Consider the following 13,763-nt stretch of genomic DNA (forward strand, 5'->3'; position numbering starts at 1 on the left):
CGGCTTTCGCCGGCCGTGCAGCCTCTATCCGGCGTAGGGGTCGGCGATGCCGATGTACTGGGTGTAGAGGTATTCCTCGATGCCTTCGAGGCCACCTTCGCGGCCCAGGCCGGACTGCTTGACGCCGCCGAAAGGTGCGGCGGCGTTGGAGATGACGCCGGCGTTCAGGCCGAGCATGCCGGTTTCGAGCTTTTCGCCCATCCGGATGCCGCGGTTCAGGTCCTTGGTGAAAACGTAGGCCACCAGCCCGTATTCGGTGTTGTTGGCCAGCCGTACCGCGTCATCTTCGCTGCTGAAGGTGGTGATCGGGGCGACGGGGCCGAAGATTTCCTCGGACAGGATCCGGGTGCCTTCGGTGACGCCGGAGAGGATGGTGGGCTGGTAGAAGTAGCCCGGGCCCTCCACCGGTCCGCCGCCCAGGACTGCTTTGGCGCCGGAGGCAACGGCGTCGGAGACCAGCTCGTGAACCTTGTCCCGGCTCTTGGCATCGATCAGCGGACCCACCTTGGATTCGGGTTCGGTGCCCCGGGCGGTGGTCATCTCCTTCATTTTCGCGGCGAACTTCTCCGCGAACTCGGCGGCAACCGATTCGTGGACGATGAAGCGGTTGGCCGCGGTGCAGGCCTCGCCCATGTTCCGCAGCTTGGCGAGCATGGCCCCGGCGACGGCGGCGTCGAGGTCGGCGTCTTCAAAGACGACGAAGGGGGCGTTCCCGCCCAGCTCCATGGAGGTGCGCAGCACGGTTTCGGAGGCGTCCGACAGCAGTCGGCGGCCCACTTCGGTGGAGCCGGTGAAGGAGAGCTTGCGCAGCCGCGAGTCCTTGATCAGCGGGCCCGTGGTGGCACCGGCTGTGGAGGTGGGGATGACGTTCAGGACGCCGGCGGGCAGGCCGGCTTCCATCATGACCGCGGCGAACAGCTGGGAGGTCAGCGGCGTGAGGTTCGCGGACTTCAGCACCATGGTGCAGCCGGCTGCGACGGCCGGGGCGATCTTGCGGGTGGCCATGGCCAGCGGGAAGTTCCACGGGGTGATCAGCAGGCAGGGGCCCACCGGTTTCTTGGTGACCAGCAGCCGGGACTTGCCGTCCGGGGAGACGGAGTAGCGGCCGAAGGCACGGACGGCTTCTTCGGAGAACCAGCGCAGGAACTCGGCACCGTAGGTCACCTCGCCGCGGGCTTCGGCCAGGGGCTTGCCCATTTCCATGGTCATCAAAAGCGCAAAATCCTCGGCGCGTTCGGTAACCAGGTCAAAGGCGCGGCGCAGGATTTCGCCGCGCTCCCGCGATGGGACCTTCGCCCAGGACTCCTGCGCGGCAGCGGCGGCATCCAGCGCCGCGGCACCATCTTCGGGACCGGCGTCGGCAATGCTCAACAGCACCTTGCCCGTGGCCGGATCTTCGACGTCGAACGTCTTGCCGGAAGCGGCGGCCCGCCACTCACCATTGATAAGCAGGCCGGTGGGAACAGAGGCCAAAAGGGCGCTTTCGCGTTCTGCGGAAACGGCCGGCTGTGCAGTGACAGTCACGATGACTCCCTCGTCAGTAGGGTTATTGCAGCCCGCGGGCAGGTGGCCGGAACGGCCGCAGTGATACGGGCTGATTAGTTGCCAGACTACTGCCGGGCCGCGAGCCGGTCTACGCCTTTACGCACTACCGCAAGAGGAAAGGGCTGTGCACCTGCACAGCCTCAGCACAGGGAACTAGGCAACCCTAGCGGGCAGCCAAAACCGCTGAATAGAGCTCCCGTTTGCTCACCCGGACATCCTCCGCGACAGCGGCAACGGCCTCCTTGAGCCGGATGCCCTGCGCCACCAGCTCATTGACCGCAGCCACGTGGTCTTCGGGTGTTCCGGCGGCCTGCTCCGGGGCCCCTGCCAACACCACCGCAATCTCACCCCGCACCTCAGTGCTTTCGGCCCACTGCAGGAGGTCGTCCAGGGAGCCGCGAATGACTTCCTCATAGGTTTTGGTCAGTTCGCGGCAGACTGCGACACGCCGCTCCGGGCCGAACCGTTCCCGCAGGGCCCGCAGCATGGCTTCGAGCCGATGCGGCGCTTCGAAGAACACCATGGTCCGCCGCTCCCCGGCGAGGTCAGCCAGGCGTGAGGCCCTTTCCCCGGCCTTCCGCGGCAGGAAACCTTCAAAGCAGAAGCGGTCGGTGGGCAGGCCGGAGAGCGCCAGGGCCGTCAGGACTGCCGATGGCCCAGGAACAGCGGTCACAGTGAGTCCGGCCGTTACGGCGCCCTCCACCAGCCGGAAGCCGGGGTCGGATACCGACGGCATTCCGGCGTCTGTGACCATAACAAGGGTCTTTCCAGCCCTGACCTGGTCGAGGAGTTCAGCAGTCTTAGCGGCCTCGTTATGCTCGTGGTAACTGATCACCCGCCCTGCCACCGTCACCCCCAGGTTCTGTACCAGCCGGTGCAGTCGGCGGGTGTCCTCAGCGGCAACAATGTCCGCCGTCGCCAGCAGTTCCACCAGCCGGGCGGAGGCGTCGCCGGCGTTCCCGATCGGCGTGGCGGCGAGCACGATCCGCCCGGCCACCTGGCCCGGTGCCGTAACCGCTGCATCCCCTGCGGGTTCTCCACCAGCCTGGCTGGAGGGTGCAATGCCGGAATCAGGGAAGGGGCTGGGGTTAGGGTCCACGCCACCAGCCTACTGCTGCGGGCGCTGCCAGCCGCAAAAGGTAGCATGGGGCTCGTGACGCAGACCTCGACGCGGCCAGCCGGGGCCGGACACGCCACACCCGCGGCGTCCAGCGCAAGCTCTCCAGCAGCCGGCGGCCAACCCGGAAACGCCCCGGCCCGGCCATGGATCAGCCGCCCGGCCGAGGCATTTACCGCCGATTCCCTCCGCACCCGGCTGTTGGGCCCCCGGGAGCAGTGGCGCGACTACCCGCCGTCGCTGCGGCTGTGGTTCCTGCTGGTTCCTGTCCTGACGGCCGTGACAGGCGGGGTCCTCCGGTTCGTCCGGCTGGAGACACCGCACAAGCTGGTTTTCGACGAGACCTATTACGTCAAGGATGCCTACTCGTACCTGCTGAGCGGTTACGAACGGGCCTGGCCGGACAAAGCCAACGATTCCTTCAACGCCGGAAACCCGGGCGTCCTCCTGAACTCGCCCGAATACGTGGTCCATCCCCCAGTGGGAAAATGGATGATCGCTGCCGGCATGTGGCTCTTCGGCCCGGACAGTTCCTTCGGCTGGCGCTTCTCCGCAGCCCTGACCGGCACCCTGTCCATCCTGCTCCTGTCATTCATCGCCCTGAAGCTCTTCGGTTCGCTTCCGCTCGCGGGAGCCGCGGGCCTCCTGCTTGCCGTGGACGGGCACCACCTGGTGATGTCCCGGACCTCGCTGCTGGACATCTTCCTCATGTTTTGGGTCCTCGCGGCGTTCGGCGCACTGCTGCTTGACAGGGATGACGGACGACGGCGGCTGGCCGCCAGGCTTGCCCGGGCGGCGGAGGCCAGCGGGGAACGTCCCACTCCGGCACAGCTCTTGTCCGGGCCCTGGCTGGGGGTTCGCTGGTGGCGGATTGCGGCGGGCCTCTGCCTGGGCCTAGCCGTGGGTACCAAGTGGTCCGGACTGTTCTTCCTTGCCGCCTTCGGCATCCTTACGGTGCTGTGGGACCTCAATGCGCGCCGGGTGGCGGGTATCCGCGGCTGGATCAGCGGCGGCATCATCAAGGACGGTGTTCCGGCATTCCTGGGCATGGTTCCGGTTGCCGCCGTGGCCTACGCCCTGAGCTGGACGGGCTGGTTCCGGTCGGAGGACGCCTATTTCCGCCGCTGGGCGCAAAGCAATCCTTCCGCGGAGTGGGGCTGGCTGCCGGATTCTGTCCGGTCCCTTGCGCACTACCACCTGGAAGCGTACAAGTTCCATCAGGGCCTTGGTTCGGAGCATCCCTACGAGGCAAGTGCCTGGAGCTGGCTCGTGATGGGCCGGCCGACGTCGTTCTTCTATGAGTCCCCCGAGCGCGGCACCCCTGGCTGCGACTTTGACCGGTGCACATCCGCCATCCTGTCGGTGGGGAACCCGTTGATCTGGTGGACGGCCACCATTTCGCTGGTGGTGCTCCTGTTCTGGTGGGCGGGACGCCGTGACTGGCGGGCAGGGGCCGTGCTCGCCGGCGTGGCCGCCGGATACCTGCCATGGTTCATGTACCCCGAACGGACCATGTTCTACTTTTACGCCGTCTCCTTCGAACCGTTCCTGGTGCTGGCCCTGGTCTACTGCCTGGGGCTGGTCCTGGGGAAAACCACGGATCCGCCGTGGCGCCGCCGGTCCGGGCTGTATCTGGTGGCCGTGTTTGTGGCGGCGGCCATGCTGTTGTCGGCCTTCTTCTACCCGGTATGGGCCGCCGAGATCATCCCGTACCAGCAGTGGAGGCTTCGAATGTGGATGCCGTCCTGGATCTAGGGCAGGATGTCAGGAGACCCCGAAGGAGCCGCTGCCGCGGCGTGGCAGCGGAACGGAGACCTGCTGTGAGAGAAGCGAGCACGGAGCTGCTGGTTGAGCTTGATGCTGCCAGCAACGTCACCGACCTGTTGCTGGAACAGCAGGCCGCCAATCCGGCGCGTGCCCTGTACCGGCGCAAGGGGCCTAATGGCTGGGTGGACGTTCCGGCGCAGAAATTCCTGCAGGATGTCAGCGCGCTTGCCAAGGGGCTCATCGCCGGCGGACTCGAGCCCGGTGACGCCGTGGCGGTGATGTCGGCCACCTCCTATGAATGGACGCTGGTGGATTTCGCCATCTGGTTTGCCGGCGGAGTGACCGTGCCCATCTACGAAACGTCCTCCGCCAGCCAGGTGGAATGGATCCTCCACGACGCCGGAGTCCGGCGCGTGTTCGCGGAAAACCGGGCCAAGGCGGAGCTCGTCGCTGGTGTCCTGGCCGGCTCGTCCCTGCTCCGGGACCGGCTGATCAACGTGGTCCGGATGGATTTCGACGGCGATGCCCCCAACCTCGCGAGCCTTGCCGCTGCAGGGACGGGCGTCACCGACGCCGAGCTGGAACGGCACCGGGGCAAGGCTGTGCTGGACGACGTCGCCTCCCTGGTTTACACCTCCGGGACCACGGGCAAGCCCAAGGGCTGCGAAATCACGCACGGCAACTTCGCCCTGGTAGCCAAGAACATTGTTGCATTCCTTCCAGAGCTGCTGCTCCAGGAACAGGCCCGGACGTTGATGTTCCTGCCTCTCGCCCACGTGCTGGCCCGTGCGGTGCAGGTGGTCTGCCTGACAGCTGGTGCCACGTTGGCGCACTCGCCGGGCGCAGCCCAGCTGATCGAAGACCTGGGCTCATTCAGGCCCACCTTCCTCCTGGTGGTTCCACGGATCTTTGAAAAGGTCCGTGCTGCCGCGGCGCACAAGGCGGCAGTAGGGGGCAAAGCCCGGCTGTTCAGCGCAGCGTCCGCCACGGCCATTGAGTACTCAAAGGCGGAGGACCGGCGAAGCCGCGGTGAAGGCGATGGCCCAGGCCTGCTGTGCCGGATCCGCCATGGAATTTTCGACAGGATGCTCTACCCGCGGCTCCGCCAGGCCATGGGCGGCCAGGTGGGGTACACCGTTTCCGGCGCCAGCCCGCTGAGCCTTGAGGACGCCCATTTCTTCCGCGGCGCAGGGATCCCGGTCCTGGAAGGCTACGGCCTGACCGAAACCACTGCTCCGTGCGCAGTCAACACCCCGGCGCGTACCAGGGTGGGATCAGTGGGCATCCCCATTCCAGGCACCACCATCCGGGTGGCCGAGGACGGGGAGATCCTGGTGAAGGGCATCGGCGTCTTCCGGGGATATCACGCCAACCAGGCCGCGAACGCCGAGGCTTTTGTGGACGGTTTCTTGCGAACCGGCGATCTGGGGGAACTGGACCCGCAGGGATTCCTCACCATTACGGGTCGGAAGAAGGACCTGCTGGTCACCGCCGGGGGAAAAAACGTGGCGCCCGGACCCCTCGAGGAAAAAATCCGGGCACATCAGCTGGTGGGCCATGCCGTGGTTGTGGGTGACGGCAAGCCGTTTATCTCAGCGCTGGTGACCCTGGATCCAGAAGGCCTGGAGAACTGGTGCTCGGAGCGCGGCCTGCCGTCCCGGTCCATCAGGGAGGCCGCCGGCGATCCGCAGGTGGCGGCCGCGGTGCAGGAAGCGGTGGACCAGGCGAATCTGTTGGTGTCCAAAGCGGAATCCATCCGCAAAATCGCCGTGCTGGGAGCGGAATTCACCGTCGAATCCGGTCACCTCACGCCGTCGCTGAAGGTGAAGCGCAGCGCCGTGGTGCACGATTTCGAAGCCGAGATCGGCAAGCTTTACGACTGATCCGCTGACTTCCCGGCTGCCGCCGTCGTTTTCTCCGCTACCAGGCCGCGCCGCCGGCGTGTCGGCCAGGTGAGGATCAGCGTCACAAGCGCTGTCAGCACGACCAGGCCCCCGATCACCATTCCGGCGTCAATCCAGAACTGGCCGGGGAACAACCGGATCAGGGTGTCGTCCATGCTGAATGTCCAGGAGCCCTCGGCGAAGAAGATCCGGTGGAACTCGGTGAAGAACTGCTGCCATCCCAACACTGCCAGCGTTCCCAGCCCCAGGATCAGCACCAGCGTGATGAGGGAGCCGGCGAACAGTCCCCTCCTGACGCCTCCGGAACTGCGCCTGCGCAGGTACAGGATGGCGATCAGGCTGAACAGGACCAGCAGCACGCCCGCCCCGAAGGTGGACAGGATCACCAGCTTGACGTCCGCCATGTGGCTGACTTCGCCGTCCTTGAACAACTTGTCCCCGCTGCGGTGCACCAGGTCCCCCAGGTAGCGCGGGCCGGCCCAGTTGCTGAGGTAGTCCACGGCGTAGGAGCCGTAGGTCATTCTGTCGTCGGTGCTGAACCCGTAGCCGTCGCCGGGAAATCCGGGGCGGTTGTATTCCACCCAAAGGAACAGGGGGCTGGTGACCGCGCGGACGGCGAGGATCAGCAAGACCAGCGGAAAGAAGATGGCGAGCAGGACCTGCATCACACGGGGAGCCACCGGTTTGGCGTTTGCGGCGCTTTCCCGCTGGGCGTTGCGGCGCTCCACTTCTTCCTGGGGCGGGCGGACCTGGAGGGCCGAGGTGGGCAACTGCTCCCGGAAGACGGGTGAGCTTTCCCGGCTGGACGAAGCCTCCGGTTCCTCGACGGCGGCCTCAGCGGCTTTGCGGTCCGCCCGGCTCTCCGGCTGCTCAACCCTGCCCGCACCCTGGGCAGACGTGCCGGCCGACACTGTGGAGCCGTGGGCATCCACCCCGCCACGGGAAGGCGTTCCCCGGTGAGCATCAGCGAAACCGGCAGGTTCAACTGTGCTGCCGGAATGAGTGCTGCCGGAATGAGTGCTTGCGGATTCTGCGCTGACGGGTTCATGGGCGTCATCAGTGGCCGGGCCTCCGGTGTCTGTGCCGCCCGTCATCCAGGAAAACGCCGGCTCTGCAGAGTCCCCGGACGTGTCCAGGATCGGGTCCGGCTGCGGCTCGGCTCGCCGGGCGCGGGCAGGAGTGTCGTCTTTCACAGCAGGGTCCACTTCCGTTGGGTCTTCGCGCCTGGTTCCGGGTCCATTGCGCGTTTTCTCTGTTGACGAGCCTACCGTCCGGAATTCCGGCTGCGCGAGGAACCACCCCGGCAGGATTACAACGATTCAGGCAGCGATGTCGGAATAGCCCGCATCCTCGCGGCGCAGGTCACCGCGCTCCCCCGCCAGGTATGCAGGCCGGCCGCACACCACCACATAAAGCCAGTACCCGCCCAGGACCGTGGCTCCAATGCCGATCTTGGCCCATACCGGCAGTGCGCTGGGTGTCACGAACCCTTCCACGAGGCCGGAGACGAACAGCACCAGGACCAGTCCCAAGGCAACGGTGATCAGTGACCGGCCTTCCTCGGCCACGGCCCTTCCACGGGAGCGCGGGCCCGGTGACACCATGGCCCAAAAAATCCGGAGGCCGGCGGCGGAGGCGATAACCACTCCCGTGAGCTCCATCAGGCCGTGCGGCAGGATGTAGCTGAAGAAAACGTCAGACTTGCCGGCCGCGGCGAAGATGCCGGCAGCAATGCCCACCCCTTGGGCGTTGGCGAACAGGATCATGGGCACCCACACGCCGGTGATCCCCAGTGCCACGGCCTGCGCGCTGATCCAGGCGTTGTTGGTCCAGACCGCCCCGGCGAAGGATGCGGCAGGGTTCTCCGAGTAATAGTTGATGAAGTCTTCCTCGATGTACTGCCGGGCCGCCGCTTCGGATGCCACTGCCCGCAGCGCCTCAGCGTTCCCGCTGATCCACAAGGCATAGGCGGCGCCTATCAGGACGAACACGGCACCGCACGCCAGGGTAAGCCAGGTGAGCCGGTACAACGCGGCAGGAAGGGCCACCACAAAGAACCGTGCCAGGTCGGCCATCACGTTCGAGCGTGCTCCGGTGAAACGGGTGCGGGCCTGCGCCAGCGTGGCCGAAAGGGACGCGGACAGACCGCTTTCCGGAGCAAGGGACCGGATAAGGGACAGATGTGCGGACGTCGACTGGTAGAGGGCCAGCAGCTCATCTGCCTCGGACCCGGTGAGCCTGGCCTTGTAGGCGATCTCATGCAGCCGGGACCACTTGTCCGCATTGATGGCGGAGAACGCGTCCATATCCACGGCATCAGCCTAGCGCCCGGCACTAGACTTGCGTCTGCAACATCAAATGCGCGGAACGGGGACCAGCATGAGTTCGATCGTCACGGGCGAAGCAGTGGTACTGGAATTGCGTCCCGCCTCCTTCGCGGCCCGCGCCCTGGGCCTGCTCCTGGACATGGCGTTGAGCATCGCGTTGCTCGTGGTGATCTTGATGGGGATATCGGCCGCCGGTGACGACCTGGACGAGGCCGCCCAGCGGGCATTGGTCCTTGCCGGCGTGGTCTTTTGCCTGGTGATCGTTCCAGTGGCCATCGAGACCTTGAGCCGCGGGCTCTCCCTGGGCAAACTTGCAGCGGGCCTGCGGGTGGTCAGGGAGGACGGCGGGGCCATCCGCTTCCGCCACGCCCTCATCCGCGGCCTGACCGGATTCCTTGAAATCTATTTGACCTTCGGCGGCCTGGCCATTGCCGTGGCCCTCTTTAACGAGAGGTCACGCCGGCTGGGCGACCTGATGGCCGGGACATATGCCATCCGGAGCCGGGTCCCGGTGGAACGGTCCGCGCCGGTGTTCGTTCCGCCCCGGTTGACGGCCTGGGCGGCCACGGCGGATATCGGCAGGCTCCCGGATGCCACGGCGCGGCGGGCATCGCAATTCACCCGGCAGGCAGGCCGTATGGCGCCGTTCTCCAGGGCCGGGATGGCTGAGTCGATTGCCACAGAACTCGCGGCCCACGTGGCCCCTCCCCCGCCCGCGGGAACCAGCGCTGAAGACTACCTTGCCGCCGTCGTTGCCGAACGGCGGACCAGGGAATTGGCGAGGCTGGGCAAGGCACGACGACGGAGCGCTGAGACGGGCGCGAGGCTGCAGCGGCTGCCCTTCAGCAGTTAGCCGCTGCAGCCCGGCGCTAGTTGTTGTATTCGCCCCAGGGGATGTTCCAGTCGCCGAAGCCGTCCGTATGGGCCGCGTAGTCACCCTCGGTGTTGATAATCTGGACCACGTCGCCGGTGCCCATGTTGTCGAAGACCCAGGCAGCGCCGTCGGGAGCGAAACCGATGCAGCCATGCGAGACGTTGGTGTTGCCGATGAAGGGGAACGCGGACGGCAGGGCCTGGTGGATGTAGGCCCCGCTGAGTGTAAGCCGGATGGTGTATTCGACATCCACGTCACCGTAATAGGCGGGGTCATCGGGCTTCAATCCGATGCTTGAGGCCCGGAAGTGGTCATAGCGCTTCTTCTCCATCAGCACGCCATACCCCCGTGCAGACGGGAAGCGCTTGTCGCCCATGCTGACCGGCAGCGTCTTGACCACCTGGTCGTTGACGCTCAGCGTGAAGGTATGGGCGGCAGCGTCCGCCACAGCCACCTTTTTGTCGCCAATGGCAACATTCACTTTTTTGTTAAAGTTGGCGATCTGGCCGTTGCCCAGGTCCACGCCGAAGAGCTTCATGTCCATGGTGATGGTGGAGTTTGCGGCCCAGAAGTTTTCGGCCCGGTACCGGACCATGGTGTCGCTGTACCAGTGGAAGGCGCCCGCCTGGCCGGCACTGCTGGAGATGGTGATGGCCTTCTCCACGGCGTCGCGGTTTATGACAGGTTCGCTGAAGGTGATCTGCAGGGGCTGCCCCACACCCACCTTCATGCCATCCAGGGGGTAGATCGCGGCGTCGGCTTCATGGGTACTGGAGACGGTGCTGAACGTCTGGGTGGTGCTTGTCTCACGTCCGGCGCTGTCCTTGACCACGTAGGTGTAGCTGTAGTCCGTGTTGAACTTCAATGCTCCGGCTGCGGTCCAGCCGGTGCCCCCGGCGTCGATGCTGCCTTCGACGGTCTCCCCTGAGGTGCTGGTGAGGGTGACTCGTTCGATGGTGCCGTTGGCCACCTTCAGTGACACCGGGGCGGCAGGGTTCACCTGCTTGGCACCGTTGGCCGGCGCGGCGTCCAGTTTCACGGGAGCGATGACCGGCAACGCGACGCCGGGAGACGTCCTGACGGCGGAGCCTGCCTCGGATTCAATGGCACCGCGGGCGATTCCCGGCGCCACCGCGGAGAACACGCCCCCGACAGCGGCGAGGAGGCACACGGCTGCCACCACAAGAATCTTCTTGGTTCTGCCCGGACGGCGGGGCTTGACTTCAGGCTCCATATTTTGATCCTAGGTGCAAAAAGTAACAGCCCGGGTGCCGTTGGCACCCGGGCGCTTTACTTCTTAGTAACGATAGTGCTCGGGCTTGTAGGGGCCGGCGACGTCGAGGTCCAGGTACTCGGCCTGGTCCTTGGTCAGCTCGGTGAGCTCCACACCCAGGGCGTCCAGGTGCAGGCGTGCAACTTTTTCGTCCAGGACCTTGGGCAGGACGTAGACCTGGTTTTCGTACTCGCGCTGGCCCTCCGGCTGGTCCTTCTTGGTCCACAGCTCGATCTGGGCGATGGTCTGGTTGGCGAAGGAGTTGCTCATGACGAAGGACGGGTGCCCGGTGGCGTTGCCCAGGTTCAGCAGCCGGCCCTCGGAGAGGACGATGATGGAACGCTCGGCGGCCGTTCCGGCGTCGAACACCCACTCGTGGACCTGCGGCTTGATCTCCACTTTCCTGATGCCGGGGACCTTCGCGAGCCCGGCCATGTCGATCTCGTTGTCGAAGTGGCCGATGTTGCCCACGATCGCTTTGTTTTTCATGCCCGCCATGTGCTCGGCCATGATGACGTCCTTGTTGCCCGTGGTGGTGATGAAGATGTCACCCTGGGCGAGGACGGACTCGAGCTTGGCCACCTGATAGCCGTCCATGGCGGCCTGCAGGGCGCAGATGGGGTCGATTTCGGTGACGATGACCCGGGAGCCCTGGCCGCGGAGGGCCTCGGCGGCGCCCTTGCCGACGTCGCCGTAGCCGCAGACGACGGCGACCTTGCCGCCCATCAATACATCGGTGGCGCGGTTGATGCCGTCCGGGAGGGAGTGCCGGATCCCGTACTTGTTGTCGAACTTGCTCTTCGTGACCGAGTCGTTGACGTTGATGGCGGGGAACAGCAGCTTGCCCTGTTCGGCGAGCTGGTAGAGGCGGTGCACGCCGGTGGTGGTTTCTTCGCTGACGCCCTTGATGGTGGCGGCCGTACGGGTCCACTTTTTGGGGTCTGCCGCGAGGGAGCGGCGGAGGACCTCCAGGAAGATTCCGTATTCCTCGGAATCGGTGGGATCGGCGGAGGGAACGTTGCCCACTGCCTCGAACTCGACCCCCTTGTGCACCAGCATGGTGGCGTCGCCGCCGTCGTCCAGGATCATGTTGGGGCCGAGCTCCGGATCAGACTCGGCGCCGGGCCAGGTGAGGATCTGCTCGGCGGTCCACCAGTATTCCTCGAGGGTTTCGCCCTTCCAGGCGAACACCGGCACGCCCTGCGGGTCCTCCACGGTGCCCTTGCCCACCACAACGGCGGCAGCGGCTTCATCCTGGGTGGAGAAGATGTTGCAGGAAGCCCAGCGGACCTCGGCGCCGAGGGCCGTCAGCGTTTCGATCAGCACGGCGGTCTGCACGGTCATGTGCAGGGACCCGGCGATCCGGGCGCCTTTGAGCGGCTGGCTGGGCCCAAACTCCTCGCGCAGGGACATCAGGCCGGGCATCTCGTGCTCGGCGAGGCGGATCTGGTGCCGGCCGGCTTCAGCCAGGGAGATGTCGGCAACCTTGTAATCAAAAGCCATGGGTGAATCCTTTACTTGGACCGGCGATGGCCGGTGCGGGGTCCGGGAGCGGCACCTGGGCGCCAGTGGCCGGGTGGGCCTGTGGTTCGAAAGGGATGTGGGGCTACCCTGCCGGCGGCGCAGCAGTGGTGGCGTCGTGCTGGTCTGAACCGGCAGAGGCGGCGGCTGCCAGCAGTTCGGGCGGAAGCAGGAGCGGAATCCCGTCCTCGATGGCGTACCGGGGCTTAACGCCGGACTCGTCCCCGGCGGTTGCGACAAGCTCCTCGCCCTCCTGCACCAACAGCGAACCTGTCACGGGGCAACGCAGGACGGACAGCAGTTCAGGACTGATCTTTGGCATTGGTACATGCTCCCTGACGGGCGCGCTGGCGCCGGTAGCGGACGGAATTGCAGCTTCCAGCGTACCGCCAGATGCGGTCAGGACGGTTCCCGGAGGACGCGCAGGTGGCCGCGCCGGGTACCTTCCGCTCCAGCCGGAGCTTCGAGCGCTGAATGTGGCCCGCGCTTGGCTGTGGCCGGTTGCGGCTGGGCCGGCAAGGCAGCGGCGTCCCGCACCGCGTTAGCCAAGGCCAGCAGGTCATCGGGGCCCGGCTGCTGCGGAGTGGTGGGCATGGCGAGCCGGAGGACTTCCCAGCCCCGGGGAACGGTGAGGGAGCCTGCGTGCTGCTCGCACAGATCGTAACAATGGGGTTCAGCATAGGTGGCCAGCGGACCAAGGACTGCAGTGGAGTCGGCATAGACGTACGTCAGGGTAGCCACCGCTGACTGGCGGCATGCAGATCTTGAACACTGACGGATAGCTCCCACGACATCCCAGACTACTCGCTGTCCAGCGCATATCGGCGCATTGCGGCTTCGGGTCGACGCGCCCGTGAAGCCGGGGACAATGTATCGCGTAATTGTTCGCCCGGGTTTACAGTCGATGTATGCAGTCATCGAACCATGAATCAGGTTTTACGGTCCGGTTGGCTGACCCGGATGCCGTTAAGGACCCGGGCACCGGAATGCCCGGCAAAAGCTTTATGGCCCGCCGCCGAAACCGGCATGGACGCGGCCTCCGTGGCGAAGTGATGCTCCCCACCCATCCCGGTTACCGCACGCGCTCTGACCGGTTCGATGACATGGTCCTGGACTCCGCCCAGAGGCTACACGACATCTGGGGCAAGACCCTCGACGGCGTGCGGTTCGGCGTGGATGAGATTCCCCCGGACCTCGAACAGCTGGCAGCGAATTCGGCCCCGGCACCCATGGGCGCCTACATCCCTGCAACGGACCAGGACGGCCCCATGATCACGGTGTACCGGCGCGTGGTGGAGCAGGCGTGCGGGGGCGTCGACGACCTCCAGGACCTGGTCCATGACGTGGTGGTGGAACACACGGCTGAAATGCTGGGTGTTGCCCCCGAAACGCTGGACCCCGTTTACCGGCGCCGGTACTAAATGCCGGTACTAAG

General features: G+C 65.9%; 12 protein-coding genes. 4 read left to right on the forward strand and 8 right to left on the reverse strand.

Translation table 11 applies throughout. The features are described from left to right. Positions 1-24: 24 nt before the first annotated feature. Both QF038_RS14190 and rsmI read right to left on the reverse strand, forming a co-directional pair. The gene (locus QF038_RS14190; RefSeq protein ID WP_307610709.1) at positions 25-1,524 is read right to left on the reverse strand and encodes an NAD-dependent succinate-semialdehyde dehydrogenase; all 1,500 of its coding nucleotides are present in this window, start codon (positions 1,522-1,524) and stop codon (positions 25-27) included. Positions 1,525-1,708: 184 nt separating this feature from the next. After that, positions 1,709-2,644 carry a 16S rRNA (cytidine(1402)-2'-O)-methyltransferase gene (gene rsmI, locus QF038_RS14195; protein WP_307610710.1) on the reverse strand — a complete coding sequence of 312 codons (936 nt, stop codon included), beginning with the start codon at positions 2,642-2,644 and terminating at the stop codon, positions 1,709-1,711. A gap of 45 nt (positions 2,645-2,689) precedes the next feature. Between rsmI and QF038_RS14200 the strand changes: the two genes are divergently transcribed. Both QF038_RS14200 and QF038_RS14205 read left to right on the forward strand, forming a co-directional pair. Then, positions 2,690-4,417, forward strand: a complete 1,728-nt coding sequence (locus QF038_RS14200; protein WP_307610711.1) for a dolichyl-phosphate-mannose--protein mannosyltransferase — start codon at positions 2,690-2,692, stop codon at positions 4,415-4,417. 65 nt (positions 4,418-4,482) lie between these two features. Next, a complete protein-coding gene (locus QF038_RS14205; protein ID WP_307610712.1) occupies positions 4,483-6,312 on the forward strand; it encodes a long-chain fatty acid--CoA ligase in 1,830 nt (609 codons plus the stop codon). Here QF038_RS14205 and QF038_RS14210 read toward each other — a convergent pair. Beyond that, positions 6,303-7,526, reverse strand: coding sequence for a TIGR01906 family membrane protein (locus tag QF038_RS14210; RefSeq protein WP_307610713.1), 1,224 nt, complete (start codon positions 7,524-7,526; stop codon positions 6,303-6,305). The genes QF038_RS14205 and QF038_RS14210 overlap by 10 nt on opposite strands. A 126-nt stretch (positions 7,527-7,652) precedes the next feature. Then, positions 7,653-8,645 carry a stage II sporulation protein M gene (locus QF038_RS14215; RefSeq protein ID WP_307610714.1) on the reverse strand — a complete coding sequence of 331 codons (993 nt, stop codon included), beginning with the start codon at positions 8,643-8,645 and terminating at the stop codon, positions 7,653-7,655. A 67-nt stretch (positions 8,646-8,712) separates the two neighbouring features. Here QF038_RS14215 and QF038_RS14220 point away from each other — a divergent pair, with 67 nt between their 5' ends. Next, positions 8,713-9,513 carry an RDD family protein gene (locus QF038_RS14220; RefSeq protein WP_307610715.1) on the forward strand — a complete coding sequence of 267 codons (801 nt, stop codon included), beginning with the start codon at positions 8,713-8,715 and terminating at the stop codon, positions 9,511-9,513. Between the two features lie 16 nt (positions 9,514-9,529). On the opposite strand, the gene QF038_RS14225 is transcribed toward QF038_RS14220, so the two are convergent. The 4 genes from QF038_RS14225 to QF038_RS14240 form a co-directional block, all read right to left on the reverse strand. Further along, positions 9,530-10,768, reverse strand: coding sequence for an Ig-like domain-containing protein (locus tag QF038_RS14225; RefSeq protein ID WP_307610716.1), 1,239 nt, complete (start codon positions 10,766-10,768; stop codon positions 9,530-9,532). A gap of 63 nt (positions 10,769-10,831) precedes the next feature. Further along, a complete protein-coding gene (gene ahcY, locus QF038_RS14230) occupies positions 10,832-12,310 on the reverse strand; it encodes an adenosylhomocysteinase (protein WP_307610717.1) in 1,479 nt (492 codons plus the stop codon). A gap of 103 nt (positions 12,311-12,413) precedes the next feature. Then, positions 12,414-12,650, reverse strand: coding sequence for a hypothetical protein (locus QF038_RS14235; RefSeq protein WP_307610718.1), 237 nt, complete (start codon positions 12,648-12,650; stop codon positions 12,414-12,416). A 77-nt stretch (positions 12,651-12,727) separates the two neighbouring features. Further along, entirely contained in the window at positions 12,728-13,117 is a 390-nt protein-coding gene (locus tag QF038_RS14240) for a DUF3499 domain-containing protein (protein WP_306638703.1), read from the reverse strand. Between the two features lie 119 nt (positions 13,118-13,236). Here QF038_RS14240 and QF038_RS14245 point away from each other — a divergent pair, with 119 nt between their 5' ends. Next, positions 13,237-13,749 (forward strand): metallopeptidase family protein, encoded by a 513-nt coding sequence (locus QF038_RS14245; RefSeq protein WP_307610719.1) that lies wholly within the window; start codon positions 13,237-13,239, stop codon positions 13,747-13,749. Positions 13,750-13,763: the final 14 nt, after the last annotated feature.

It is taken from the genome of Pseudarthrobacter sp. W1I19, assembly GCF_030817835.1.
Lineage (GTDB): Bacteria > Actinomycetota > Actinomycetes > Actinomycetales > Micrococcaceae > Arthrobacter.

Bases quoted from the DNA above. Each gene is read 5' to 3' on its own strand.
- QF038_RS14200 (WP_307610711.1), top strand. From the start codon at position 2,690: ATGGGGCTCGTGACGCAGACCTCGACGCGGCCAGCCGGGGCCGGACAC.
- QF038_RS14225 (WP_307610716.1), bottom strand. From the start codon at position 10,768: ATGGAGCCTGAAGTCAAGCCCCGCCGTCCGGGCAGAACCAAGAAGATT.
- QF038_RS14245 (WP_307610719.1), top strand. From the start codon at position 13,237: ATGCAGTCATCGAACCATGAATCAGGTTTTACGGTCCGGTTGGCTGAC.
- QF038_RS14235 (WP_307610718.1), bottom strand. From the start codon at position 12,650: ATGCCAAAGATCAGTCCTGAACTGCTGTCCGTCCTGCGTTGCCCCGTG.
- ahcY (WP_307610717.1), bottom strand. From the start codon at position 12,310: ATGGCTTTTGATTACAAGGTTGCCGACATCTCCCTGGCTGAAGCCGGC.
- QF038_RS14220 (WP_307610715.1), top strand. From the start codon at position 8,713: ATGAGTTCGATCGTCACGGGCGAAGCAGTGGTACTGGAATTGCGTCCC.